Consider the following 24,856-nt stretch of genomic DNA (forward strand, 5'->3'; position numbering starts at 1 on the left):
CTGGACGCCATGGACTCCATGATCCGCGTCCGGGACGCCCGCGAGCACAACCTGCACCACGTCGACCTGGACGCCCCGCGCGACGAGATCGTGGTGTTCACCGGCGTCTCCGGCTCGGGCAAGTCCTCGCTGGCGTTCGGCACGGTCTACGCCGAGGCCCAGCGCCGCTACCTGGAGTCCGTGGCCCCCTACGCGCGCCGGCTGATCGAGCAGGCCGGGGCGCCCAAGGTGGGCGACATCACCGGCCTGCCGCCCGCGGTGGCGCTGCGGCAGGCGCGCGGCGGCGGCAGCACCCGCTCCTCGGTCGGCACCGTCACTCAGCTCTCGAACGTGCTGCGCATGCTGTTCTCCCGGGCCGGCGCCTACCCCCCGGGCGCCGCGCCCCTGGACTCCGACGCCTTCTCCCCCAACACCCCGGCCGGAGCCTGCCCGCACTGCCACGGCCTCGGCACCGTGCAGGACGTCTCGGAGGACAGCCTGGTCCCGGACCCGTCCCTGAGCATCCGCGAGGGCGCCGTCGCGGCCTGGCCGGGCGCATGGCAGGGCAAGAACTACCGCGACATCGTCGCCGAACTCGGCATCGACGTGGACCGCCCGTGGCGGGACCTGCCCGCCGAGCAGCGTGAGTGGATCCTCATGACCGACGAGCAGCCGGTCGTCACCGTCCACCCGATCCGCGACGCCTCCCGCATCACCCGCCCCTACCAGGGCACCTTCTCCAGCGCCAAGCGCTACGTGCTGCACACCTACGCCACGACCAAGAGCGCCACGCTGCGCGCGAAGGCCGAGCGCCACCTGGTCTCCTCGCCGTGCCCGGTCTGCGCCGGCCGCCGCCTGCGGCCGGAGGCGCTGGCCGTACGCTTCGCCGGAAGGGACATCACGCAACTGGCCGCGCTCCCCCTCACCGACCTCGCCGCGACGCTGGCCGCCGACCCCGGCCTCGACGGCGCGCGGGCGGAGGCCGCGCGGACGCTCACCGAGAACCTGCGCGAGCGCATCGCGACCATGGCCGAACTGGGCCTCGGCTACCTCAGCGCCGACCGCGCGACCACCACGCTGTCGGCGGGCGAGCTGCAGCGCCTGCGCCTGGCCACGCAGCTGCGCTCGGGCCTGTTCGGCGTGCTGTACGTCCTCGACGAGCCGTCCGCGGGCCTGCACCCGGCCGACACCCGCGCGCTGGTGAGCGCGCTGCGCCGGCTGCGGGAGGCGGGCAACTCGCTGTTCGTGGTGGAGCACAACCTCGAGGTGGTACGGCAGGCCGCCTGGATCGTGGACGTCGGCCCGGGCGCCGGGGAGCACGGCGGCCGGGTGCTGTACTCGGGCGAGGTGGCCGGATTGGCGCAGGTGGAGGAGTCGGTCACCCGCTCCTATCTGTTCGGCCGGCCGCGGCCCGGCCGGGAGCCGCGGGCGCCGTCGGGCTGGCTGGAGCTGCGCGGCGTCACCCTGCACAACCTGCGCGACGTCGATGCCGCCTTCCCGCTCGGCACGTTCACCGCGGTCACCGGCGTGTCGGGCTCGGGCAAGACGACGCTGGTCACCCATGTGCTGACCGCGGCGGTGGAGGCGCACCTGGCCGGCGAGGAGCCGGCGGTGAAGGCGGCCGGGCTGGAGCAGGTCGCGCGCCTGGTCCGGGTGGACCAGAAGCCGATCGGCCGCACCCCTCGCTCGAACCTGGCCACGTACACGGGCCTGTTCGACGCGGTCCGCAAGATGTTCGCCGCGGCGCCGGAGTCGGTGGCCCGCGGCTACGACGCCGGCCGCTTCTCCTTCAACGTGCCGGGCGGCCGGTGCGAGAACTGCCAGGGCGAGGGCGAGATCTCCATCGAGATGCTCTTCCTGCCCGGCGCCGCCGCCCCCTGCCCGGTCTGTCACGGCCGCCGCTACAACGCCGAGACCCTGGAGGTCGCGGTCGGCGGCCGGACGATCGCCGACGTCCTGGAGCTGACCGTGGACGCCGCCCGCGAGGTCCTGGCCGGCCTGCCCGCCGCCGCCCGCAGCCTGGCGACGCTGGCCGAGGTGGGCCTGGGCTACCTGCGCCTCGGTCAGCCGGCCACCACGCTGTCGGGCGGGGAGGCGCAGCGCGTGAAGCTCGCCGCCGAGCTGCAGCGGGTGCGCCGCGACCACACGCTCTACGTCCTGGACGAGCCGACCTCCGGGCTGCACCCGGCCGACGTGGACCGGCTGATGGCCCAGCTCGGCGACCTGGTCTCGGCCGGGAACACCGTGGTGCTGGTCGAGCACGACATGGACGTGGTGGCCCATGCCGACTGGGTGATCGACCTGGGGCCCGGCGGCGGCGCGGCGGGCGGCCGGGTGGTGGCCGCGGGCCCGCCGCGCTCGGTGGCCGGTGCGGAGGGCAGTCAAACCGCCCCGTTCCTGGCCGAGCGGCTCACCGGATGAGCTTGCCGGCGTCGGGGGCGTAGACGGTCATCCACTGCGGATGCAGCCGGTAGTAGACCACCTCGGCATCCCAGTCGAAGGCGCCCTCGCCATAGAAGTCCTTGAAGTAGGCGAGCAGGTCCGGCCAGTCCGCGGCCGGCTCGGCGTCCAGCGGGTTGAGGATCTCCACGGTGCCGTGCGTGAACACGCCCAGGTCCTCCCCGCGCAGGTGCGCGACGCTGGCCGCGGGACGGGCGGCGAGGTGGCGGGCCTTGGCGGCGTCGCGGGCCGTCCCGAAGTACCACTTGCCGTGCAGGAAGTGCCCGTCCGCGCCGCTGATGCGCGGCTCGCCCTTCGCCGTCACGGTGGACAGGGCGAGCGTGCACATGCCGGTCAGGATGCGGGTGAGCTGCTCCGCGGTCGTGGTGCGCTCGGTGACGATCGAGCGCAGGTGGGCGGTGGAGCGGGACAGGGAGGCGTCCAGGAGGGCCTGGAGCTCTTTGAGCTCTTCTGGCGTTTCGCGCATGAAAGTCCTTCCACAGGAAAACCGGGAACCCCATGCTCGACCGGAATCCCGACACCTTATGTCATATTTCGGGATGCCGTGTTGTGCCGGTCGAGGCGCTCCGCGAGGAGCGCGCCCATGCCCGCGGAGAGCTTGCCGAGCAGGCGGGTGAGGCCGTCGCGGTCCTCCTGCGGCCAGCCGGCCATGGCGCTCTCGAAGAGCTCGAGGTTGATGCGGTTGCAGACCTGGGCCACCTCGGTCCCGTGCGGGGTGAGCCAGATCCGCCAGGCGCGCCCGTCGTCGGGGTCGCGCACCCTCTCGACCAGCCCCTGACGTTCGAGCTTGGTGACGGTCCTGGTGACGTGCGGGCTCTCCACCTGAAGGGCCTGCGCGATCGCGCCGATGCGCCGCGGCTCACCCGAGTCGACCAGGTGGACCAGGACCTGCGACTCCGGCTGGTCGAGGCGCACGCCGGCGGCCAGGCCCATGGTCTCGTACGTCTTGGCGCGCTTGAGCATCGCCACGACACCGCGGAAGGCGGCGACGGCGGAAGCGAGATCCCGATCCATCTATTGCTTACCTAACTTACGTATGTATTATCGCTGCTTGGTTACTTACCTAAGTTATCTAAGGAGTCGTCATGGCGACAGTCACCACGACAGCGGAGCGCGCCGCACCGACCGGGAACCCGTGGCCGGGAGTGGTGGTGCTGGCGTTCGCCGCCTCCGTTGCCGCCGTGCAGAACACCGCGGTCGTCCCGTTGCTTCCCGTCCTCCAGCGCGAGCTGAACGCCTCGCTGGCCGCCGTGAGCTGGACGCTCACGATCAGCCTCCTGGTCAGCGCGGTCGCGACGCCGCTGCTGTCGCGTTTCGGCGACATGTACGGCAAGCGGCGCGTGATCCTCACCGCGCTGGCCCTGCTCATCGCGGGCTCGGTCATCGCCGCCCTGGCCACCACCTTGACCTGGCTGATCGTGGGACGCGTGCTGCAGGGCTTCGTCGCCGCCCTCGTCCCGCTGGCGATCGGCGTGGTCCGCGACGTGCTGCCCCGTCACCAGCTGGCCACCGGCATCGGCGTGCTCAGCGCGACCATGGGATTCGGCGGCGGCGGTGGCATGCTCCTGGCCGGGCTGGTGGACGGCGACTACCACGCGCTCTTCTGGGTGACGACCGCGCTGTCGGTGCTCGTGTCGGTGCTCGTCGCCTTCCTGGTCCGCGACACCGGATCCCCCAGGGGCGGCCGTCCCGACCTGGCGGGCGCCGGGCTGATGATCGTCTGGCTGGTGGCGCTGCTGCTGGGGATCAGCCAGGGCGGCGCGTGGGGCTGGACCTCGGGCCCCACGCTCGGCATGTTCGCCGTGGCCGTCGTGGTGGCCGTCATCTGGGTGCTGGTCGAGCGCCGGGTGCCCCAGCCGCTGGTCCAGATGGCGATGCTGGTCCACCGCGGCACCGTCGGCGCGACCGTGGCCTCGATGCTGCTCGGGTTCGGCTTCTTCACGAGCATGACCGGCATCTCCAGCTTCGTGCAGGGCCCCGCGCTGCGCGCCGGCGTCCTGCAGGTCGGCCTCTACCTGCTGCCCAGCACCGTGTTCATGCTGGTCATCTCGCTGTTCGCCGGCCCGCTGATGCGCCGCTTCGCCGCCGCCTCCCTGGTGGGGACCGGATCGGCGATCGCCGGGGCGGCCGGGCTCTGGCTCGTCTTCGCGCACGCCGGGCCCGCCGACATCCTGGTGGCCACCTCGCTCATGGGCATCGGCCTCGGCGTCGGCTACGCCGCCCTGGGCACGATGGCGGTCGAGCACGTCCGGCCCGAGCAGACCGCGATCGCGGCCGGGATCAACGCGCTGGTGCGCATCGCGGGCGGCAGCACGGCCGGCGCCGTGATCGCCGCCATCCTCGCCGCGCTCCCGGGGGAACACGGCTACCAGTGGGTCTTCGGCGTCGCCGCCGCCGCGGGCGCGACGGCCGCGGCCTTCGCCTTCGTCTTCGGCCGGCTCAACCGCCGCCTCACCGCCGCCCCGTCCCACTGAGGCCCCCGGGCCTAGGACCAACGACGCGCTGCGCCGGGCGTTCGGTGAGCTGGTCGCCTCCGGGGTACGGCTGACGCCGGCCGAGGACCGCCCGCCCCTGGTCAACGGCGATCTCGCGATCACCACGAGGCGGCTGGGCGACGGCGACGTGCCGGTCGAGGTGGCGCGCCGGCAGCCGGACGGGAGCCGGCGCCGGATCCTCGACCAGGCGAACATCCTCGCCGCCTGACCCCGGCCGAGGAAAACGGGAGAGGTCAGGCGAGCGCGCCGACGCCGCCGAACAGGGACGTGGTGCGGGGCCATTCGTCCTGCTCCGGGTGCCAGTCGCAGGGACGGACCAGGCCGGGGCCGAGGAGGTCGTATCCGGTGAAGAGCGCGCGGATCTCCGGTTCGCTCCTGAGGACCAGCGGGACCGTGGCCCCGGCGAAGCCGGCCCGCCAGCCGTCCTGTTCCTCTTCGCTCATGCCGTCGGTGGTCAGGTGGGAGATCGCCACGTACGACCCGGCCGCCTGCCGTTCGCGGAAGGCGGCCACGATCCGCGACGGGTCCTCCGCCGGGGTGACGAAGTGGAAGACGGCCACGAACAGGATCGCCAGCGGCCTGCTGAAGTCGAGGAAGTCCATGACCTCGGCGTTGCCGAGGATGGTCTCGGGCCGGCGCATGTCGGCGGTGACGATCCTGGTGTTGTCGTCGGCGAGCAGCGCCCTGCCGTGCACGGCCACGATCGGGTCGATGTCCACGTAGACGACGCGTGCCGTGGGGTCGGTCTTCTGGGCGATCTGGTGGGTGTTGCTGGCCGTCGGCAGCCCGGAGCCGATGTCGAGGAACTGGCGGATGCCGCACTCCTGCGCGAGGTGGCGTACGGCGCGGCCGAGGAAACGGCGGTTCTCCCGGGCGGTGGAACGCACGCGCTTCTCGCCGATGACCTCGTACAGCTTCGCGTTGGCCGCCCGGTCGACCTCGAAGTGGTCCTTGCCGCCCAGCGCCTCGTCGTACATGCGCGCGGCGGTCGGCTGGCCCAACGGGATGTTCTGGGGGGCTTCTTCGGTACTCACGCGATCTCCTCGGCGATTCGTCCGGATAAGTGATCAAGGTAGCAGGATGGCCGTGCCCGGTGGTGGCAGAATGAGGGTCCGGCCCCCTGCCCTGACCTCCCTGAGCCACAGGAGCACCATGAGTCTGGGGAACCACCCACCAGGTCCGGAGGACGCCACCACGCCGGCCGAGTTCGCGCTGGCGATGTTACGGCTGAAGGCCTGGTCGGGACTGAGCTACCGGCAACTGGAGAAGCGCGCGTCCGCCGCCGGGGAGTCGCTGCCGCGCACCAGCATCGCCTCCGCCCTGGATCAGGGGCGGCTGCCGGCCGAGTATCTGGTGGCCGCGTTCGTGCGGGCGTGCGGCGACGATGACGCGGTCCCGCGCTGGCTGGCGGTACGGCGGGCCGTCGCGGCGGCCCACGCGGGCGGCGGATCCGGCCCGCAGGGGCACCGGGAGCGCCCGGGACCCGGCCCGCACGGGAGGCGGGAGCATCCGGGCGGCGCTCATGTCCCGGACGACGAGGACCGGCCGGGCTATCGCTTCTGGACGGATCGGGTGGTGCGCCGCAGCGCGGCGGCGGCCGGCGTGGCCACGCTGCTGGCCTTCGCCGCCGTCTGGCTGTTCCTGGGGCCGTTCGGCCGTGGGAGTCCCGCCCCCTCGTCCTCCTCGGCGAAGGAGTCCTCGACGGGCCGGTCCTTCACGAGCGAGTCCCCGGCGAAGGAGCCCCCGCCGGGGGGCGTCTCCCGGGTGGCCGCGCCGAACCCCGTCACCGGGCTGGCGCCGCCCACCGATCGCCAGCTGCGCGTCCCGCCCGCCGCCGCGCCCGGGGCCGCGGCCGTGCTGTACGTCGGGGACACCATCGGCGGGGAGACGGCCGCGGCGCTCACCTACTTCGTCCATGCCAGCGGCAAGGGGTCGGTGCGCGCGGTCACCGTGAAGGACGCCGAGCCGTGCGACTTCCTGGCCCGGCTGCCGCGCCTGCTGAAGGAGGCCCGGCCACGGGTGGTGGTGCTGCAGTTCTGGCGGAGCTCGGCCGGCTGCGCGGACAAGGTGGCGGCCGTCATCGCGGGCCGCGCCGTACCGCCCAGGACCGTGTGGGTGCTGCAGGGCCCCGACAGGGATCATCCCGAGCGCGTCCGGCGCCTGAACGAGGAGGTCTATCAGCCTCTGGCGGATCGGACGGGCGGGCAGACCGCGGACGCGGGGCGGCAGGTGAGCCTGGCCGTCAACCCCTACGAGCAGGTCGCCGGCGGCCGCTACAAGTGGACGGCCTGGATTCCGTGCAACCAGGAGGAGCGCCGGCACGGCCTGTGCACCAACCCCAGGGGCTTCGGCGGGGTGGCGCTGCTGCATCCGGACGGCGACCCGGAATCTCTCTGCCTGGAGGCGACGGTCCCCGCGCGCTGCCTGACCCGCTCGCCCGGCGTCGTCAGGTACAGCCGGGTCATCGCGGAGGCCGCCGTGGCGGCGGCCGTCCGCCCGTGAACCGGCCCCGGCCTGGACTGTCCCGGCCGCCTGACCGGCTGTTGGGACACCGCCGCCCGTGGTTGCGTGGGTCCGTCAGTTCCCCTCGCGGAGAGGCAGGCACATGAACCGGACCAACCGGCGCCCGGCGACGATCGCCGTGGCAGGGATCGTCACGACCGGCAGGGCGGCGACCGCGCGCGACACCTTCCACCGGATCAGGTGCTGACCCCGCGTACGGCGGCCAGCATCGCGTCGGCGCGGCGCTGCTCGGCGTCGCGGTCCTCGATCACCGCGTCCGGGACGGCGTCCGGCAGGGTGTCCTCCAGATGTCTCAGCCGGCGGGTGAACCACGCGCGGACGGTCCAGGCGGTCAGCAGCACCCCGCCGGCCAGGATCACGAGGGCGAGGCCGCGGCCGGGTCCCAGGCCGAGCACGCCGCCGAGCGGTGCGGCCAGCGGGCCGCCGGGTTGCAGCATCGGGCGGAAGAGGCGGTCGGCCAGCGGGCCGATCACCAGGTAGGCGAGCGGCATGACGACGGTCACGGTGGTCATGAACGTGGCCAGGACCCGGCCCTGCAGTTCGAGGCCGACCTTGCGCTGGACCAGCGCCACCCAGTGGCCGTCGGTCAGCGACTCGCTGAAGCCCATCGTGAACATGCCCGCGACCAGCAGCCACGGGTGCCCGGCCGCCCCGATGACCAGGAGGCCGAGGTTGTTGAGGCCCATGAAGGCGATCATGCCGTCGGCCCGGCGCGGGGTGCCGCCCCAGACGGTCATGACCAGGGAGCCCAGGAGCGTGCCCACGCCGCCCGCGGTCAGGACCAGGCCCAGCGTGGCGACGCCGTACTCGACCAGGACCAAGGGGACGATGAGCGCGAACCCCGCGGCGTAGAGCACGTGGTCCACGACGAAGAAGGACAGGACGGCCCGCAGGCCGGGACGCTTGGCGATGTACCGCCAGCCGTGCACGATCTGCCGGGACAGCGGCTCCTCGCGCTTCCTGAACAGCCGGTCCGGGAAGCGGACGAAGGCCAGGGTCGCCACCGCGACCAGGAACGTGGCCACGTCGATGAGCAGGATCGACTCCAGCGGCAGCACGGCCAGCAGCGGCGCACCGAGCATCGGGGCGAACAGGGCGCCGGCTCCGGCGCCGATCTGGGTGAAGCCGTTGGCGTGCCCGAGGAAGGGCTTGGGCACGAGCTGTGCCACCGCCGCCAGGTACGCGGGGCGCTGGAAGGCGGTGGCCAGCGAGGTGATCGCGCACAGCAGATAGACGTACGGCATGGCCAGCCGGTCGGCGGCGATGAGCCCGATCATCGCCAGCGTGGACAGCCCGGCGGCCAGGTCGCCGAGGAGCATGACCGTGCGCCGGTCGTAGCGGTCGGCGACGGCCCCGGCCAGCGGACCGGCGAGGATGCCCGGCAGCAGGGCCACGGCCATGACGAGGGAGAAGGCGGTGATCTCGCCGGTCTGCTGGAACACCCACAGGCTCATGACGAGCTGGCTGAGCGCGCTGCCGACCGAGGAGACGAACTGCCCGGCGGCGACGGTCGCGAAGCGGCGCAGGCTCGGCCGGGGCCCGGTGCCGGCCAGGGGCCGCGGCTCGGGGGCGGGGCGGGCCGCCCACGCGTCCAGGATGGCGGCCAGCTCGCCGGGCTGGTGCTTGATGAACTGGTGCCCGGCCTTGGGGATGACCTCCAGCTCGACGTGCCCGGCGTAGTCCTCCCACTCGCGGTAGCGCTCGGCGTGCAGTTCGGTGACCCGGTCCTTGGCGCCCACCACGGCCAGCAACGGCGCCCGCAGCTTCGGGCGCGACGTGCCGAAGGTCGTGGCGTAGTAGTCCTCGGCGCCCCGGTCGTCGTGGCGGATGGCGCGCATGACGAACGCCTGCTCGGCGGGGTCGGTGGCGTCCGAGACGTCGCCGCCGCGGGCGCGGATGAGCTCGCGGACGGCCCGGTCGGAGATGAGGCGGTCCACGGGCAGGGTCCGGTAGATCCAGTCGAAGAGCCGGCCGGGCAGGCGCGCGGCGGGGAAGGCGCCGCCGATCGCCACCCCGGCCAGCGGCAGCCCGGCCTCCTCCGCGAGCCTGGCCAGTTCGACGGTGAGGGCGGAGCCGTAGCAGTGCCCGTAGAGGTAGAACGGGCCGGGCACGTCGCGCAGCTCCTCCAGGCAGGCCGCGGCGAGCTCGTGGAAGGGAAGGGCGGGCTCCTCGGGGCGGCTCCAGTCGCGTCCCGGCGGCTGCAGCGCGACGAGCGCCCAATCGGCGGGCAGCGCGCCGGCCAGCGGAAGGTAGGAGGGCGCCTGACCGCCGGAGAAGGGGACGCACACCAGCGTGCGGGTGGCGGCGCGTTCCGGGGTGAGCCGGTGGAACAGCCCGGTGGCCGCCTCATGCTCCCCCGCCAGGAGGGCCGCCATGTCACGCAGCACCGGGCGCCGGTACACCTCCAGCAGGGCCGGGCGGCTGCCGGACTCCCGCTCGATCGCCCGCACCAGGCGCAGCGCGGAGAAGGAGTCGCCGCCGCGTTCGAAGAAGCCGTCGGCGGCGCCGACCCGGTCGCCGCCGAGCACCTCGCGCCACAGGGCGGCCATGCGGCGTTCGGCGTCGGTGCGCGGCTCGGCGAAGGTCTCCTCGTGCTCCGGGGCGGGCGGGTCGGGCAGCGCCCTGCGGTCGATCTTCCCGTTGGCGCTGAGCGGCAGGACGGCCAGCCGTACCGTCTGGGCGGGGATGGCGTGCCGGGGCAGGATCTCCTGGAGCGCGCGGCGCGGGTCGGCCGGCGGCTCGCCCACCACGTAACCGATCAGCCTCCCCTGGCGGACGGCCGCCGCGGCCTGCCGGACGCCGGGCAGGGTGACCAGCGCGGACTCCACCTCGTCCAGCTCGATGCGGTGGCCGTTGAGCTTGATCTGGTCGTCGAGCCTGCCGAGGAACTCCAGCACCCCGCCGGGGCGCAGCCGTACGGCGTCGCCGGTGCGGTACATGCGCCCGCCGGGGTGGAACGGGTCGGGCGCGAAGCGCTCGGCGGTGAGCCCGGGCCGCTCGTGGTAGCCGCGGGCCACGCCGGGGCCGCCGATCCACAGCTCGCCCGCGACCCCGAACGGCACCGGCTCGCGGTGGGCGTCCAGGACGTAGAGACGGTTGCCCGGGTACGGCCGGCCGATCGGCAGCGGCGCCTGATCGGGCAGATGGGAAACGTCGCCCTCGAAGTAGGCGTTGTCGATCGTGGCCTCGGTGACCCCGTAGGAGTTGACCACCCGGCGGGCCAGCCCGAGCGCCCTGCGGTACTCGTGGACGTACCACTTGTCGGCCCCGCCGGCCAGCAGGCGCAGCTCGTGCAGGGACCGGCCGGCGCCGGGCACGTCGAGCAGTCCGCGCAGGACGGCGGGCACCAGCTCGGCGACCGCGACCCGCTCGGCGCGCAGCAGCTCGTGCAGGGCGGCCGGGTCGAGCAGCGTCTCGTGCGGGCACACCACCAGCCGCCCGCCGGTGCACAGGGCGCGCAGCAGCTCTCCGGCGAAGACGTCGAAGGACGGGCTGGCGGCCTGCAGGTGCGCGAGGCCGGGCTCCAGGTCGTAGGCGTCGCGCCACATGGCGGCGGCGTGGCGCAGGTTCGCGTGGGTGACGACCACGCCTTTGGGCAGGCCGGTGGTGCCGGAGGTGTACAGCACGTAGGCGGCGCCGGCGGCGCCGGTCGCGACGGTGAAGGGGGCCGCGGGGGCGGCTTCGCCGTACACGACCGCGGGCGGGCCGAAGCCGGGATCGGCGTGCGTGACGAGCGCGCTCGCGCCGCTGTCGGCGAGCATGTGGCGCAGCCGCTCGGCCGGATAGTGCGGGTCGAGCGGCACGTACGCGCCGCCCGCCCGCCACACGGCCAGCACCGCGGCGCACACCTCCGGCCCGCGCGGCAGGTGGATGCCGACCCGGTCGCCCGGCCGCACACCGCGCTCGCGCAGCGCTCCGGCCAGCCGCCAGGCCTCCTCCGACAGCCGCGCGTAGCTCCAGTCCTGTACGGCGGGCGCCTCCGGGGTCCGCTCGACGTGCTCCTCGATGAGCAGGTGCACGCCGCCGTCGCCGGTGACCGGGGCGCCGGCGGGTCCCGCGCAGGCCAGGACCTCGGCCCGCCGGGCCGGGCCGAGGAGCTCCAGCCGGGAGATCGGGAGCCCGGGCCCGTCCACGGCCGCGGCCAGGAGCACGAGCAGATGGTCCAGCCAGCGGCGCACCGTCGCCTCGTCGAACAGCGCGGTGGCGTACTCGAGGCTGACCACCGGGCCGGACGGCGGGAAGTCGAGGGTGATCGTGAGGTCGAGCTTCGTCCAGCCGCAGAAGGTGTCGCCGAGGTGCTCCACCCCCGCCCCGCCGTGGAAACCGGCGGCGGCGGGCGTGTTGACGACGATCAGCATCACCTGCGTGAGCGGCCCGCGGTCCGGCCTGGCCCGCGCGCCCAGGGCCCGCGCCAGATCGCCCAGCGGCTGGCCCGGATGGGACAGCGCGTGGACGACCGCCTCGGTGGCGCGGCCGAGAACGGTGTGGAAGCCGGGATCGCCCGACAGGTCGGCGCGCAGGGGCACGATGTTGATGAAGGCGCCGACGGCACGCTCGCTGCCCGGTTCGTCGCGCCTGGCGACCGGTGCGAGCACGGTGACGTCGGTGCGGCCGGTCAGCCGGTGCAGCAGGATCTGCAGGGCCGCGAGCACGAAGGCGTTGACCGTCGTGCCGGCGCGTCCGGCGGCGCGTTCGAGGCGTTCCAGCAGCTCCGGGTCGAGCGCCTGGTCGATGCGGGCGCCGGCGAAGGAGCGCACCGCCGGCCGCGGGCGGTCGGCGGGCAGGTCGAGCTCGGTGTCGAGCCCGGACAGCCGCGGCAGCCAGTGGGCGAGCTCGTCGCGGTCGGCGGGTGGCGGGCACCCGTGGTGGTGCGGTGGTTCGCCGCCGCCGAGGAGCAGGGCGAGGTCGTCGGCGAGCACGGCGGCCGACCAGCCGTCGAAGGCCACGTGGTGGACGGCGAAGACCAGTTCCCAGTCCTGGCCGGAGGGCATCAGGGTGGCGGCGGCCAGCGGGCCGCGCACCGGGTCGAAGACCGTGCGCCCGCGGCGGGCCCGTGCCGCGTCGTCCTCGCGGTCGAGCACCTCCACCTCGAGGTCGGGGGCGCGCAGGACCTCGTGCCGTTTGGCCAGCCGGCGCAGGGCGGTGACGATCCTGCCGGGGTCGGCGACGCCGGTGACGCGGTAGCGCAGGCCCAGGGTGTTCATCGGGGTGCCGGGGTGGAGCTCGTCGGCGAGGAGGGTTTCGCGCTGGAAGGCGGTCAGGCCGGTGGACGTCCCGGAGGCGGCGGGTTCCGCGGCCGGGGCGTCGCCCACCAGTGCCTCCAGCCCGCGCAGGGTCGGGCGGGCGTACAGGCCGGCCAGGGTGAGCCGGACGCCCAGCTCGCGGCCGAGCCGGGTGACCAGGCGCACCGCGGCCAGCGAGTGCAGGCCCAGCTCGAACAGCGAGTCGTCGGGGCGGGCCGGGAAGCCGAGCACCTCGGCCACCAGCGCGGCGACCGGCCCGCCGGTGACGGGCTCGGCGGGCCGGTCGCGGGCGGCGAGCGCGGGCAGGTCGATCTTGCCGCGGGCGTTCATGGGGAAGGACTCGACCGGGATCAGCAGGGAGGGCACCGCGTGGGCGGGCAGCGTGCGGCGCAGGGCGGCGCGCAGCTCACCGATGTCCGGCCGGTCCGCCTTGGCGGCCCGGTCGGTCAGCACGTAGCCCACCAGCGCCTGCCGGGCCCGGTCGTAGTCCACGACGGCGTCGCGGACGCCGGGCAGCGCGATGAGCGCCTGCTCCACCTCGGCCGCCTCCACGCGGAAGCCGCGCACCTTGATCTGGCGGTCCATCCGGCCCAGGTGGACCAGTCGGCCATCGGGCAGCCGCTCCACCCGGTCGCCGGTCCGGTACCAGCGGACCCCGTCCTCGCCGGTCAGGAAGCGTTCGGCGGTGAGCTCGGGCAGACCGGCGTAGCCGAGCCCGACGGTGGGGCCGCCGATGAGCAGCTCGCCGTCCGCCACGCGGACGAGCACGCCGGGCAGCGGGCGGCCGATGGTGAGCGGCCCGGGCACGGCCCGGGGACCGGCCGCGTCGTCCCAGGTGGCGACCACGGTGGTCTCCGTCGGCCCGTACACGTTGACCAGGCGCACCCCGGGATCCAGGTCGAGGGTGCGCCAGGCGGCGAGCCGGTCCTCGCGCATCGCCTCGCCGCCCACGCTGACCACCCGCACCGAGGCGGGCAGGCGCAGCCGGTCGCGGGCCATGGCGTCGGCGAGCTCGTGCCAGTAGGCGGTCGGCACGTGCAGGACGGTGAGGCCCAGCGCGCCGGCGCGCTCCAGGAAGTGGGCGGGAGTGGAGATCATCTCGTCGTCCCTGATGACGACGGTGGCCCCGGCCAGCAGCGGCGGGAAGATCTCCTCGATGCAGCCGTCGAACGAGGTGGCGGAGAACTGCAGCACCCGATCGCCGGGGGCCAGGCCGTATCCGTCGGCGATGACCGCGCTGAAGTGGCCGAGCGCGCCCCGGTGGACGCGGACGCCCTTGGGCCGGCCGGTGCTGCCGGAGGTGTGGATGACGTACGCGGGCGCCTCGTCGTCGTGGAACTCCGGCGTGAAGCGGGAGGTGTGGCCGGGGATGGGCAGGCACCGCAGCCCGGCCGCCGCGAACCTCGGCCGCCACTCCTCCGGCGTCAGTACGGCGGCGCCGTCCGCCATCACGCGCAGCCGCTCGGGCGGATCATCGGGGTCCAGGGGGACGAACGCGGCGCCGGCCATGAGGGTGCCGAGCATCGCCGCCACCGTCCCCGCGCCCCTGCGGGCGCAGATCCCGGCGGTCGCCGCCGCCCCCACCAGCCCGGCCACCGCGGCGGCCGTGCCGTACAGCCGGCCGTAGGTCATCGTCGCGCTGCCGTCGGCCACGGCGATCGCGTCGGGCGGATGGGCGGCGACCGCCTCGATCAGCCTTTGGCACACAGCAGATATCCCAGCTCGAAGCGGGTGGAGTCCACGCGCTCGTCAGGATGGGCGAACGCCACCGTCTCCAGCCCGGCCGAGGCGAACATGGCCTCCCAGACCTCGCGCCGCTCCAGCCGCTGCTCGGTGATGGCGTGCAGAAGGAAGTAGGGGTTGTAGTAGGCCGTGCCCAGGGCGTGGGCCATCGCCTGCCGGTCATCGAGGCGGTGGTCCACCTCGATGACCAGCCAGTGGGCGCCGGGCCTGGTCCGCATCGTGGTCCGCAGCAGCGACTCCACGGCGTCGGCGCCGTCCTGCTCCAGCATCTCCTGCAGCACGAACGCGGTCAGGAAGCAGACCGGCCCTTCCGTCTGCCGCACCAGCGCCGCGGCGTCGGCGGCGCGCCCGCGGTGGATCGTGACGCGGTCGCCGAGCCCTTCCCGCTCCACCCGCTCGGCCGCGAGCCTGCTGCCCGTCTCGTCCGGCTCCACCCCCACTCCGCGCAGGCCCGGCCGCCGCCGGACCAGCTCGGTCAGGAAGGCGCCGTCACCGCAGCCGAGGTCCACGACCGTGAGCCCCTCCCCCGGCAGGTTGTCCAGCAGCTCGTCGGCGAGCGGAAGCGCGTCGAACATGCTCATCCCGCACGAGCCCTCCCCCACCTTCGCCCCGTCACGGCTCGCGTACGGCGCGCCGGCCCGCAGCACCTGCGGCAGCTGGGCGAAGGTCTGGGCGTACCCGCCGACGAGCAGCGTGTACCAGGGGCGGAACGGGGCGAGCTGCTCGCCCTTGACCGTCAGCCGCCAGCCGCCGGCCTCGCGGGCGGCGTAGCCCTCGTTGGCCAGGTAGAGGCAGAGCGCCTCCAGCCGGGCCTCGTCCAGGTCCAGCCGGTCGGCCAGCGTCCCGGCTGGGACGCCTGGCTCGTCCTGGAGCGCGGCGTAGACGCCGTTGTCCATGATCGTGTAAAGCGCGTGGGCGATCGCCAGGTGGCGAATCGGCTGGATCGCCTCGACGAGGCGGTGCTCGAAATCCATCAGCAGTCCTGCACCAGGGTCAGGGCACCGGCGAGCCGGGCCAGATCATCAACGGTGCCGACGGTGACGCGCAGCCAGCCCGGCAGACCCAGCGGGCCGCAGTCGCGCACCCACACGTCGTGCTCGGCCAGCCGCTTGGCCACCTCGCCGGCCACCAGCCCCTCGCGCGGTCGCGCGAGGACGAAATTGGCCTCCGTGTCCCGGACCTCGCCGATCGCCGGGTGCCTGCCGAGCTCGGCGGCGTACCTCGGCCGCTCGGCCAGCACATGCGCCCGCAACCTGGCACGATGGCCCGGATCGGCGAGCGCGCCCGCCAGCGCGTGCAGCGCGGCCGAGTCCACCGAGTGAAACCGCGTGCGCTCGCGCAGCCTCCCGATCAGCCGGGGCGAACCGGTCAGCGCTCCCACGCGCAGCCCCGCCAGCCCGTGGCTCTTGGAGAAGCTGCGGAAGACGAGCAGGCGAGGGTGCGTCTCCACGGGGTACGGCTGCGCCGCGAAGTCGGCGTAGGTGGTGTCCAGGACCAGCACCTCGGCCGCCTCCAGCACCTGCCGGACCCAGGCGGCCGGGAACATCCCGCCCGTCGGGTTGTGCGGCTGGGCCAGGAAGACCGCTCCGCCCGGCTCGGGGAGCCCGGCAGGCTGCCAGCCGGCGTCCAGCGGGATCGGCCGCGCCGTACGGCCCAGCACCCTCGCGCGCTCGGCGTAGGCGTCGAAGCCCGGCGTCACGTACCTGCACCCCGGCACCAGCCCCAGGACCAGGTCGATCGCCTCGTCCACCCCGTTCACGAGCAGGACGGCCTCCGGCTCCGCCCCGCTGTCCCGCGCCACGTCGGCGGTGACCTCCTCCAGGAGGCCCCTCGGGTAGAGGTGCAGGTCGGCGGCGTGGGCGCGGAGGCGGGCCACGGCCGCGGGCGGAGGGCCGAGGGGGCTTTCGTTCCAGTCGAGGCGCACCGTGGTAGTTAAACGATCATGGGTGAACCGCACTGAAACGCTTCAGGAAGATTGCCCGTCCCCCGGGAAACTCCTTGATCTTTTGACGAGGCCGCCATAACCGGTGGTTATGGCAGCAGGTATTGGACCATCGCGCGACCGGCTCACGAGGATGAAAGTCCCCTGAGAGGAGTTGTGATGACCCACGTCACCAGAGCCGGCGTCCTGCGCGCGGCCGGCGCCGCCGCGGCAGGACTGACCCTGGCCTCCCTGAGCGGCCCCGCCGCCGCGAGCGGGGAACACCCCAACGTCCGGCTCGTCCGCGACTACTACGCCGCCTACGCCGCGGGCGATCTGGCCGCGCTGCGTGAGCGGTTCTTCGCCCCCGCCATCGAGTGGACCATCCCCGGTCACCATCCCCTCGCCGGCACGAAAAGGGGCGTGGACGAGGTGCTGGCGTTCTTCGCCCAGCTCGGCCGGGCGGGCTTCCGGGCCGAGCCGATCGCGCTGGCCGCCGACGGGGACTGGGTGATCGACCTGCACCGCGGGTGGAGCACCAGGCCCAAGGGCCTCGACCTCACCTGGGCCCTCGCCTTCCGGATCCGGGGCGGCCGCATCGCGGCGGCGATCAACTTCCCGGGCGACCAGCACGCCGCGGACGCGTTCTTCTGGCGGGTCTATCCGCTGGCGCCCATCCCCGACCGGTTGAAGGACCCGTCCTGACGCGGCGCCGCCGGCGGGATCAGCCGCCGAGGAAGCGCAGCAGCTCCGCGGTGACGAACGCGGGGTTCTCCTCCACGAGCCAGTGCCCCGCCTTCGGCACGTCCACGGCGCGCACGATGTTGGTCATGCGCGGGGCCACGGTGGCCTTGACCGGGGCGAGCTGGCCCTGGGCGGTCATGAGCAGGGTGGGCACCCGCGTGGGCTTCGCCTCCGTGGTGTCGCGCACGTCCTTGTCGAGGGCGCGGTAGAGCTCGAAGCCGCCTTTCAGGACCTCGGGCCGCTGGTAGGTCCGCGCGTACTCGGTGATCTCGGCGTCGGTGAACGGGGACCGCTCCGAGGTGCCGCCGAAGGCCGATCCGTTGAACGCGACCTGCGGGTAGAACAGCGCCAGATACTCGCGCACGTCGTCGCCGACCACCGCCTCGGGGACCCGCCGCTGGGAGTGGAAGGCGATGTGCCAGCTCAGTGAGCGGTAGGTACGCGCGTCGATGCCCGGCCCGGGCAGCGGCAGGTCGAGGTAGCCGAGGCGGGCGGTGTCGGCGGGGAAGCGGGCGGCGTACTGGAACGCCACCGCGGCGCCGAGGTCGTGCCCGACGACGCGGGCGTCCCGCACCCCTAGCCGGCCGGCGATCAAGGAGTGCACGTACCGCGCCAGCGTGGCCTTGTCGTAGCCGGTCGGCGTGCCGGTGCTGTCGCCCAGACCGGGAAGATCGACGGCGTAGACGGTGTAGTGCCTGGCCAGCTCCGGCATGATCGGCCACCAGCCGTACCAGGTCTGCGGCCAGCCGTGCAGCAGCACCAGGGGCGGACCGCTGCCGCCGGTCACGTAGTGCATCCGGACGCCGTCGACGTCGGCGAACTCGTGCGTGAAGGATTTCGTGAACCGGGGGTCGCTCCGCGTGGCGACGGCGTAGGCGGGAACCTCGCCGGCGGCCGGGGCGGCGCAGGCCGCGGCACCGGTGGCGAGCACGAGGGCGAGGGCGACGGCCGCCGCCTTGCGCGCATATGAGAGAGAACGGCGTGGCTTGGTGATCATGGGTTCGTGTCCTTGGTTCGAGACGGTGGCCGGGTCAGCGCCCGGTCGCACCGTCGATGAGCTCGCGCAGAATGTCGGCGTGACCGGCGTGGCGGCCGGTCTCCTCGATCAGGTGCGTGAGTGCCCAGCGGACGCTGGGAGCCGCGCCGCCCGGCTTCGGCCGGGGGACGGGCGCGCCCAGGTCTGCGCAGCCGTCGAGCACGTCGTTCGCGCGCTCGACCGTCTCCCGGTAGCGGGCGAGGACGTCGGCCACGGTGTCCTCCGGTGCGGCCTGGAACGTGGCCGGCCAGTCGGTGACCCTGTCCCCGAGGAAGGTCGCGCGCTCGACGTAGGTCAGGTGGTTGAGCAGGCCGAGCAGGTTCGTGCCCGACGGCATGGCGGCCGAGCGGACCTGCGGTTCCGGGGCGCCGTCGACCTTCGCGGCGATCGAGGTCCGCAGGTAGTCGAGGAAGCCGCGCAGGGTCTCCGCCTCGCTGTTGCCGGTCCGGGGCGGCGGGGTGTCGCGGCGGGTGGTGGTCATGATGGTCTCCTCGTCGGGGTCAGGCGGTGCGGCGGATGAGCAGGACGTGGTCGACGACCTCGGCGGTGCGCCCGCCCGGTCCGGTCGCGACCCGGCGAGGGGCGTCGGCCCGCTCGACCCTCCACGCCGCCTTGTCCAGGCCGATGCCCGCGGCGACCTCCAGCGGGGCCGGGTACCGGGCGTCTGGGTCCCGGTTCCACGACCACGGCGCGGCCGAGCCGTGGTCGACGACCAGCAGCAGCCCGCCCGGGCGCAGCGCGTGCGCGGCCGTGCGCAGCACCGCCGCCCTGTCCAGGTCGAAGGGGGTGTGCAGGTAGTGGGCGCAGACCAGGTCGACTCCGCCCTCCGGGAGGGACGGGAACGACGCGCGCAGGTCGTGCCGCTCGGCGGCGACCCGGTCGCCCAGGCCGTGGGCGCGGGCCAGGCCGGCGAGCCGCTCGATCGCCACGGCCGAGACGTCGGCGGCGGTGACGTGCCATCCCCGGCGGGCGAGCCACAGCGCGTCGCCGCCGTCGCCGCATCCGAGGTCCAGGGCGTGGCCGGGCGGCAGGCCGGCGGCCGTTTCGGTGAGACGGTCGTTCGGCCGCGGGTCGGCTCCTGGCTGCCGGGCCGCGTAGACGCCGTCCCAGAACGTGGTGATATCGGTGGTGCTCATCGAGACTCCTTCACTGGGAAGGCGTTCAGTCTCGCCAGACCATCCCCGGTCTGGCACGCAATCTTGCCGTTCTGGCAAGCTGGGGCGATGGACAGCGAAACGGAAGACGTTCTCGGCGCGGTGGGGCCCCGGCTGCGCGCGCTGCGCCGCGACCGGGGAATCACCCTCGCCGGCCTCGCGGCGACGACCGGGGTCTCGGAGAGCACGCTGTCGCGGCTGGAGAGCGGGCAGCGCCGGGCGACCCTGGAGTTGCTGCTGCCGCTGGCCCGCGCCTACGACGTTCCGCTGGACGACCTCGTCGGCGCCCCGCGCACGGGCGACCCGCGGATCCACCTGAAGCCGATGCGGCGGTTCGGGATGGTCTTCGTGCCGTTGTCCCGGCGGCCGGGCGGGACCCAGGCGTTCAAGATGATCATTCCCGCCCGGCCGGAGCCCCTCGAGCCGACCCCGCAGACCCACGAGGGCTTCGAATGGGTGTACGTGCTCAGCGGCCGGCTCCGGCTGGTGCTCGGCGAGCACGACCTGACGATGTCGGCCGGTGAGACCGCCGAGTTCGACACGTCCCTGCCGCACTGGCTGGGCAGCGCGGACGGCGGCGCGGTCGAGCTTCTCATCCTGTTCGGCCTGCAAGGCGTGCGCGCCCACGTGCGCGCCGCTCCCCGCCGCCCGCCTCGGGGCCAGATCGGCCGGTGAACCCGGCCCTCACACCGGGCCGGCCCTACCGCAGCGCTTCGGCCGGCTCCATCCGGGCCGCGCGCAACGCCGGATACAACCCGGCCAGCAGCCCCACCAGCGCACCCGCCACGGGGGCCGCCAGCGCCAGCCGTACGTCGAGGACCGGCGTCCACTGCCGCACGGCGGCCACCGCGACGACGGCGATCATGCCCACGCTGGCCCCGATCACCCCGCCGGTCAGGCCGATCAGGCTGGACTCCATCAGGAACTGGGCGGCGATGTGCCGGCGGGCCGCGCCCAGGGCGCGGCGCAGGCCGATCTCGGCGACCCTCTCCATGACGGTGACCAGCGTGACGTTGGCGATGCCCACCGCGCCGACGACCAGCGAGACCAGGCCGAGGATGAGGAAGAGGCCGTTGACGTCGTCCTGGGCGCCGTCACGCGCCCGCTTCGGGCTCGGCGGCGCGATCACCTGCAGTTCGGCGCTGCGGTTGGGGCTCAGCGCGAGCGGCGCCTGGCGGGCGATGAGCTCGGCGGCGCCCAGTTGCGTGGCGACCAGGACGCGGGTGACGTCCTTCAGGCCGATGTCGGGGCCCAGCGTGGGCGGGACGAGGACGGCGCTGGCCAGGATCTGCTCGCGCCGCAGGCCGCCGATGATGCCGATGACGGTGTAGCTGCGGTCCTTGATGAACACCGCGGGCGCGTGTTCCAGGCTGGTGATGCCGAGCATGGCGGCGGCCTGCTCCCCCAGCACGGCCACCCGGTCGCGGCGGGAGACGTGACCGGCGTCGTAGAAGCGCCCGGCCGTCATCCGGCCGAGGGTGGTCTCCGGCAGGTCGGGGGTGGCCGCGACCACCGCGAGCGTCTGACCGGACACCCGGGTCGGGTCGAGCAGGTTGTTGGCGGTCACGACGAGGTTGGAGCTCCCGTCGCTCTGCGCCAGCGCCGTGGCCGACGTCACGCCGCGCAGGCGGCGCAGTTCCTTGGCCGCGTCCCAGGCCACCAGGGGGTGGTGGCCGCCGCGGGGCACCTCGACGGTGACGCTCGTGGCCAGCAGTTCGTCGAAACGGCCGACGATCTGGTTGCCCGCGGTCGCGGCGATGCCCAGGGTGATCACCAGCGTGGCGATGCCCAGGACGGTGCCGAGGGTGGTCAGGGCCGAGCGCACGGGGCGGGCCAGCATCCCGGCCATGGACTCGGTCCACAGGTCACGGAGTTTCACTGAGCGCTCCGTCCGCGATCCTGACCCGGCGTTTGGCCCTGGCGCTCACCTCGTCCTCGTGGGTGATCACCAAGATGGTCAGGCCGTCCGCGCGCAGGCCGTCGAACAGGTCGAGGATGGCCTCGGTGTTGCGGCTGTCGAGGTTGCCGGTCGGCTCGTCGCACAGCAGCAGGGCGGGCTTGGCCATCAGCGCGCGGGCGATGGCCACGCGCTGGCGCTCGCCGCCCGACAGCCGGTCGGGGACGAATCCGATGCGATGGCTCATGCCCACCTGTTCCAGTGCTTGTTCGGCGCGGGCCCGCCGGCCGGCGCGCGGATGCGGGCCGTACACCTCGGCGAGCATCACGTTCTCCACGACCGTCCGGTGGGGCAGCAGGTGGAAGGACTGGAAGACGAAGCCGATGCGGGTGCCGCGCAGCCGGGTCCGCGCGCCGTCGCGCAGCTGCGTGGTCTCGACGCCGTCCAGCCGGTAGGTGCCGGAGGTCGGCCGGTCGAGCAGGCCGAGAATGTTGAGCAGGGTGGACTTGCCGGAGCCGGACGGCCCGATGATGGCCACGTAGTCGCCCTGGCCGACACGCAGGTACACCTCGGCCAGCGCCCGCACCGGCGGGTCCGACGGGAACTCCCGGCAGACGCCGGCCAGCTCGATGACGGGCTCAGGCATCGCTCACCACGACCCGGTCGCCCTCCTTGAGCTCGCCCGCGCGCACGGGGGTGACCTTGACGTCCCCGTCGGCGGTCAGGCCCGTGCGCACCTCGACCTCGCGGGTACGGTCACCGTCCAGGGCCACCCTGACCCGGGGCCGCCCGTCGGCGGAGGTGATCACGGCGGCCACCGGGACGGCCAGGACCTCGCCCTCGGTCGAGCCGACCGAGATCCGCACGGTCATGGGCGAGCCGACCAGGGACTTCAGCCCCTTGGCCGCGCCGGGCGTGAGCAGGACGGGCACCGAGCCGGTGTCGGACTCCTCCCCGTCCTTCGGCTTCTCCCCCGCCGTCTTGGCGTCCTCGCCCACCGCGCTCAGCGTGGCGGGCACCTGGGTGCCGTCCATGGTCTCCATCGACGCCTCCTGGCCCGCGCGCAGCAGCTTGGCCTCTTTGGCGTCGACCGATCCGGAGACGGCGAAGGCCGAGCTGGTCACGGTGGCGACCTTGCCCTCGATGGTGTCGCCCGGCTTGACCTCCGCCTTGTCGATGCGGGCGGGCAGCTTCGGCAGGAAGACGATCTCACCGGCCGGGACGCTGACCCCGTAGGTCTCGCGGAACTCCGCCAGCAGAGTCCTGGCATCGGCCAGGTTGGAGACGCTGTGGGCGAGCTTCGCCCGCAGCGGCGAGACCTTCCTGGCCCGCTTCAGCGCCTGGGCGGCGGTGGCCTCGGCCTCCTTCGCGGTGCGCACCGCCTTGCGCAGTTCCTCCAGCCGCTTGTCCCGCTCGACGCCGATCTGCTCCTCGTAGGCGCTCACGGCCCGCTGGGCTTCGTCGAGGTCCTGCTGGGCGTTGGCCAGCTTCATCTCCAGCAGGCTCGTGTCCACCGGCGTGGGCGTCGGCGCGGGCGTCGTGGTCGGCGCGGGCGCCGGTTTCCTGGCCTCGGCCAGCGCCTGCTCGGCCGCGAGCACCTGCTCCTCCGCGGTCCGTACGGCGCGGCGCAGCGTGGCCAGCTGGGTCTCCTGCTCGGGGGTGACCTCCGGCGCCTGCGCCAGCGCCCGCTCCGCCTCCTTCAGGTCCCGGCGGGCGTTGTCGTGCCGGATCCGCAGCGGCCGCACGTCGAGACCCTCGTCCAGGGCCTTGCGGTCGGCGGCCAGGGTCTCCTGCGCGGTCTGCACGGCCTGGCGCAGCTGCTGCAGGTTCTTGCGCGCCTCCAGGTCGGGCTCCTGGGCCTTGTAGCCGCGTCTGGCGTACCAGCGTTTCACCGCCGCCACCGTGGCCGCGTCGAAGACGCCGCTCACGCGCACCCGCAGCGCGCGCTGGAGCTGCTTGACGTCGTCGCCCTCGGTGCCCGGCACCAGGGGGCGGTACATCGGCTTCTTGCCCTGCAGGGCGAAGACGGGCCGTCCGTTGACCTGCATCAGCACCTGGCCCTTGCGGATCGGGCCGGGCTTGGGCGCCGTGGTGACCCGCTGGGCGGCGCCGTTCGCCCCGGCCCCCGCCGGGCCCCCGCCGCCGCCGTTCCCCCCGACCATCCCGGCCAGGGAGACCGGCAGCGGCGAGCCGTACGTGAGCGTGCCGCTGACCGTCACGGTGCTGGTGAGCTTGCGCCGCTCGACCGGGGCCGTGACCAGGGAGGGCTTGGGCGGGCGGCGGTTGGCGGCCTCCTCGGCGGGAGAGCGCAGCCGGGAGCCGACGACCCACCCCACGGCGGCGATCACCAGCACGCCCGCCACCACCAGGGCGAGCACCCGTGATCTGCGCACGCTACTTCACAACCGTGACGGACATCATGCCGACGCCGGGCAGGAACTGGGCGCGCTCGTAGACCGCGTTGACCTTGGGCCGGTAGACGGGGTGAAAGTCCTTGCCGCACTCCAGGTCGTCCAGGGCCGCCTTGATCTCCCGCTGCAGCAGGGGCCGCGCCTGGGCCGGCGAGGGGTTCTTGCCGGCCGCGGCGAGCTTGCCGAACTCCTCCATGAACGGCCCCTCGGTGCTGCGCGCGATCTCCGAGGGGCTCTGGGAGGTGACCCGGTAGCCCTTGGCCTTCAGGCAGTCGCCGAACGCGCCGGCCAGCTCCACCAGCTTGGGATCGCCGTCGATCTCGCGGCTGATGATCTGCTTCAGCATCTCGCTCTGGGCCTTGCCCACCTCCTCCATCGACTTCATGCGCTTGCCGGTGGCCTTGTTGATCATGTCCAGCGTGCAGGCGCTCATCGCGTTGAAATACGCCTCCCGCTGCGGTTTCGGGAGCCCGTTGATGACCTTCGCGTTGGGGTCGTCGCCCGTCTCGCCCTCGGCCATGCTGCGCGACATCCGGCCGACGCCGTCGTTGGGGTAGACGAGGGAAGCGGCAAACCCGAAGCCGTATTTTTCCCGATATTTCTTCATCCCTTGGTAGTCGCCGGACATTTCCTGCTTGATGGCCTCCGGCGGCTCCGGCATGGACACCATCGGGTGGTAGGTGAAGCCCTTGCCCTTCATGCAGGTGGCCAGCTGGGCCTGCTGTTCACGCTGCTTGTTGGCGGGATCGGCGGAAGGCGCCGCGGACGCCTCGGTCCCGCCGGACGAGGCGCATCCGGTGAGGGCCGCCAGCAGGGCCGCAGCGACAACGAGCGGCACTCGGGAGTTGGTCATGGGGCTTCACTGTCACGAGTGCATCCTGAAGCCAACCTGAACGCGGCTGAATCGCCCTTCAGCCGCGTTCAGGCGCGTTCCTCCAGGCGGCCGCCCCGCGGCGGCGTGACGGTCATGATGGCGCTGGGGATGCCGAGCGGGATGCGGCGCCACCGCCCGCGCGAGACGATGGCCGCGGTCCCGGCCGGCAGCCTGATCGCCGCGACGTCGAGGGCGTGCACCACGACGAAGTAGCGGTGTGGGCCGTGCCCGGCCGGCGCGTCCGGTCCGCAGGCCGTCACGGCGTAGCTCTCCGCGCCTTCGGGGGCGCCGCTCCACGACGGCTGCGGACCTCTCCGATGCGCGCCGGCAGCAGATCGCCGGGGCCCGCCGTACGATCGAGCCCGTCATGCTGCGC

General features: G+C 73.8%; 19 protein-coding genes. 5 read left to right on the top strand and 14 right to left on the bottom strand.

Annotated elements, in window-relative coordinates:
* Positions 1–9: 9 nt before the first annotated feature.
* The gene (gene uvrA, locus FVE25_RS41640; RefSeq protein ID WP_157253004.1) at positions 10–2,400 is read left to right on the top strand and encodes an excinuclease ABC subunit UvrA; all 2,391 of its coding nucleotides are present in this window, start codon (positions 10–12) and stop codon (positions 2,398–2,400) included.
* Here uvrA and FVE25_RS41645 read toward each other — a convergent pair.
* Both FVE25_RS41645 and FVE25_RS41650 read right to left on the bottom strand, forming a co-directional pair.
* Entirely contained in the window at positions 2,390–2,905 is a 516-nt protein-coding gene (locus FVE25_RS41645; protein WP_157253005.1) for a pyridoxamine 5'-phosphate oxidase family protein, read from the bottom strand. The genes uvrA and FVE25_RS41645 overlap by 11 nt on opposite strands.
* A 56-nt stretch (positions 2,906–2,961) precedes the next feature.
* On the bottom strand, positions 2,962–3,453 hold the full coding sequence (locus FVE25_RS41650) for a MarR family winged helix-turn-helix transcriptional regulator (protein WP_157253006.1): 492 nt from the start codon (positions 3,451–3,453) through the stop codon (positions 2,962–2,964).
* Between the two features lie 71 nt (positions 3,454–3,524).
* Between FVE25_RS41650 and FVE25_RS41655 the strand changes: the two genes are divergently transcribed.
* On the top strand, positions 3,525–4,913 hold the full coding sequence (locus FVE25_RS41655) for an MFS transporter (RefSeq protein ID WP_157253007.1): 1,389 nt from the start codon (positions 3,525–3,527) through the stop codon (positions 4,911–4,913).
* Between the two features lie 254 nt (positions 4,914–5,167).
* Here FVE25_RS41655 and FVE25_RS41660 read toward each other — a convergent pair whose 3' ends face one another.
* The gene (locus tag FVE25_RS41660; protein ID WP_219825892.1) at positions 5,168–5,968 is read right to left on the bottom strand and encodes an SAM-dependent methyltransferase; all 801 of its coding nucleotides are present in this window, start codon (positions 5,966–5,968) and stop codon (positions 5,168–5,170) included.
* A 118-nt stretch (positions 5,969–6,086) separates the two neighbouring features.
* On the opposite strand from FVE25_RS41660, the gene FVE25_RS41665 reads away from it, so the two are divergent.
* Complete coding sequence (locus FVE25_RS41665; protein ID WP_157253008.1) at positions 6,087–7,436, top strand: hypothetical protein; 1,350 nt, start codon at positions 6,087–6,089, stop codon at positions 7,434–7,436.
* A gap of 197 nt (positions 7,437–7,633) precedes the next feature.
* Here FVE25_RS41665 and FVE25_RS41670 read toward each other — a convergent pair whose 3' ends face one another.
* The 3 genes from FVE25_RS41670 to FVE25_RS41680 are packed head-to-tail and all read right to left on the bottom strand — an operon-like array spanning position 7,634 to position 16,367.
* Positions 7,634–14,407, bottom strand: coding sequence for a non-ribosomal peptide synthetase/MFS transporter (locus FVE25_RS41670; protein WP_157253009.1), 6,774 nt, complete (start codon positions 14,405–14,407; stop codon positions 7,634–7,636).
* A complete protein-coding gene (locus tag FVE25_RS41675; RefSeq protein WP_157253010.1) occupies positions 14,392–15,417 on the bottom strand; it encodes a methyltransferase domain-containing protein in 1,026 nt (341 codons plus the stop codon). Before FVE25_RS41675 ends, FVE25_RS41670 begins: the two co-directional genes overlap by 16 nt.
* A complete protein-coding gene (locus tag FVE25_RS41680) occupies positions 15,417–16,367 on the bottom strand; it encodes a pyridoxal phosphate-dependent aminotransferase (protein ID WP_157253011.1) in 951 nt (316 codons plus the stop codon). Before FVE25_RS41680 ends, FVE25_RS41675 begins: the two co-directional genes overlap by 1 nt.
* Positions 16,368–16,544: 177 nt before the next feature.
* Between FVE25_RS41680 and FVE25_RS41685 the strand changes: the two genes are divergently transcribed.
* Positions 16,545–17,069 carry a nuclear transport factor 2 family protein gene (locus FVE25_RS41685; RefSeq protein ID WP_157253012.1) on the top strand — a complete coding sequence of 175 codons (525 nt, stop codon included), beginning with the start codon at positions 16,545–16,547 and terminating at the stop codon, positions 17,067–17,069.
* Positions 17,070–17,088: 19 nt separating this feature from the next.
* On the opposite strand, the gene FVE25_RS41690 is transcribed toward FVE25_RS41685, so the two are convergent.
* From FVE25_RS41690 to FVE25_RS41700, 3 genes are read right to left on the bottom strand one after another with little or no spacing between them, the layout of a single operon-like run.
* Positions 17,089–18,105 carry an alpha/beta fold hydrolase gene (locus FVE25_RS41690; protein ID WP_157253013.1) on the bottom strand — a complete coding sequence of 339 codons (1,017 nt, stop codon included), beginning with the start codon at positions 18,103–18,105 and terminating at the stop codon, positions 17,089–17,091.
* Positions 18,106–18,139: 34 nt separating this feature from the next.
* The gene (locus FVE25_RS41695) at positions 18,140–18,625 is read right to left on the bottom strand and encodes a DinB family protein (RefSeq protein WP_157253014.1); all 486 of its coding nucleotides are present in this window, start codon (positions 18,623–18,625) and stop codon (positions 18,140–18,142) included.
* A 19-nt stretch (positions 18,626–18,644) separates the two neighbouring features.
* On the bottom strand, positions 18,645–19,280 hold the full coding sequence (locus tag FVE25_RS41700; RefSeq protein ID WP_157253015.1) for a class I SAM-dependent methyltransferase: 636 nt from the start codon (positions 19,278–19,280) through the stop codon (positions 18,645–18,647).
* Between the two features lie 87 nt (positions 19,281–19,367).
* On the opposite strand from FVE25_RS41700, the gene FVE25_RS41705 reads away from it, so the two are divergent.
* Positions 19,368–19,973, top strand: coding sequence for a helix-turn-helix domain-containing protein (locus tag FVE25_RS41705; RefSeq protein WP_157253016.1), 606 nt, complete (start codon positions 19,368–19,370; stop codon positions 19,971–19,973).
* Positions 19,974–19,998: 25 nt separating this feature from the next.
* Here FVE25_RS41705 and FVE25_RS41710 read toward each other — a convergent pair whose 3' ends face one another.
* From FVE25_RS41710 to FVE25_RS41730, 5 genes are all read right to left on the bottom strand, one after another.
* Positions 19,999–21,177 (bottom strand): ABC transporter permease, encoded by a 1,179-nt coding sequence (locus FVE25_RS41710; RefSeq protein ID WP_157253017.1) that lies wholly within the window; start codon positions 21,175–21,177, stop codon positions 19,999–20,001.
* Positions 21,164–21,841 carry an ABC transporter ATP-binding protein gene (locus FVE25_RS41715; protein WP_157253018.1) on the bottom strand — a complete coding sequence of 226 codons (678 nt, stop codon included), beginning with the start codon at positions 21,839–21,841 and terminating at the stop codon, positions 21,164–21,166. The genes FVE25_RS41710 and FVE25_RS41715 overlap by 14 nt, the downstream gene beginning before the upstream one ends.
* Positions 21,834–23,588: a peptidoglycan-binding domain-containing protein gene (locus FVE25_RS41720; RefSeq protein ID WP_157253019.1), complete on the bottom strand. Its 1,755-nt coding sequence runs from the start codon at positions 23,586–23,588 to the stop codon at positions 21,834–21,836. The genes FVE25_RS41715 and FVE25_RS41720 overlap by 8 nt, the downstream gene beginning before the upstream one ends.
* Before the next feature lies 1 nt (position 23,589).
* Positions 23,590–24,459: a hypothetical protein gene (locus FVE25_RS41725; protein ID WP_157253020.1), complete on the bottom strand. Its 870-nt coding sequence runs from the start codon at positions 24,457–24,459 to the stop codon at positions 23,590–23,592.
* Between the two features lie 68 nt (positions 24,460–24,527).
* Positions 24,528–24,740, bottom strand: a complete 213-nt coding sequence (locus FVE25_RS41730; RefSeq protein ID WP_157253021.1) for a YbhB/YbcL family Raf kinase inhibitor-like protein — start codon at positions 24,738–24,740, stop codon at positions 24,528–24,530.
* Between the last annotated feature and the right edge of the window lie 116 nt (positions 24,741–24,856).

It is taken from the genome of Nonomuraea typhae, assembly GCF_009760925.1.
Taxonomy (GTDB): Bacteria; Actinomycetota; Actinomycetes; order Streptosporangiales; family Streptosporangiaceae; genus Nonomuraea; species Nonomuraea typhae.

Excerpts from the sequence above, each read along its gene's own strand:
- uvrA (WP_157253004.1), top strand. The coding sequence starts at position 10 with ATGGACTCCATGATCCGCGTCCGGGACGCCCGCGAGCACAACCTGCAC.
- FVE25_RS41645 (WP_157253005.1), bottom strand. The coding sequence starts at position 2,905 with ATGCGCGAAACGCCAGAAGAGCTCAAAGAGCTCCAGGCCCTCCTGGAC.
- FVE25_RS41650 (WP_157253006.1), bottom strand. The coding sequence starts at position 3,453 with ATGGATCGGGATCTCGCTTCCGCCGTCGCCGCCTTCCGCGGTGTCGTG.
- FVE25_RS41655 (WP_157253007.1), top strand. The coding sequence starts at position 3,525 with ATGGCGACAGTCACCACGACAGCGGAGCGCGCCGCACCGACCGGGAAC.
- FVE25_RS41665 (WP_157253008.1), top strand. The coding sequence starts at position 6,087 with ATGAGTCTGGGGAACCACCCACCAGGTCCGGAGGACGCCACCACGCCG.
- FVE25_RS41675 (WP_157253010.1), bottom strand. The coding sequence starts at position 15,417 with ATGGATTTCGAGCACCGCCTCGTCGAGGCGATCCAGCCGATTCGCCAC.
- FVE25_RS41685 (WP_157253012.1), top strand. The coding sequence starts at position 16,545 with ATGACCCACGTCACCAGAGCCGGCGTCCTGCGCGCGGCCGGCGCCGCC.
- FVE25_RS41690 (WP_157253013.1), bottom strand. The coding sequence starts at position 18,105 with ATGATCACCAAGCCACGCCGTTCTCTCTCATATGCGCGCAAGGCGGCG.
- FVE25_RS41695 (WP_157253014.1), bottom strand. The coding sequence starts at position 18,625 with ATGACCACCACCCGCCGCGACACCCCGCCGCCCCGGACCGGCAACAGC.
- FVE25_RS41700 (WP_157253015.1), bottom strand. The coding sequence starts at position 19,280 with ATGAGCACCACCGATATCACCACGTTCTGGGACGGCGTCTACGCGGCC.
- FVE25_RS41705 (WP_157253016.1), top strand. The coding sequence starts at position 19,368 with ATGGACAGCGAAACGGAAGACGTTCTCGGCGCGGTGGGGCCCCGGCTG.
- FVE25_RS41715 (WP_157253018.1), bottom strand. The coding sequence starts at position 21,841 with ATGCCTGAGCCCGTCATCGAGCTGGCCGGCGTCTGCCGGGAGTTCCCG.
- FVE25_RS41725 (WP_157253020.1), bottom strand. The coding sequence starts at position 24,459 with ATGACCAACTCCCGAGTGCCGCTCGTTGTCGCTGCGGCCCTGCTGGCG.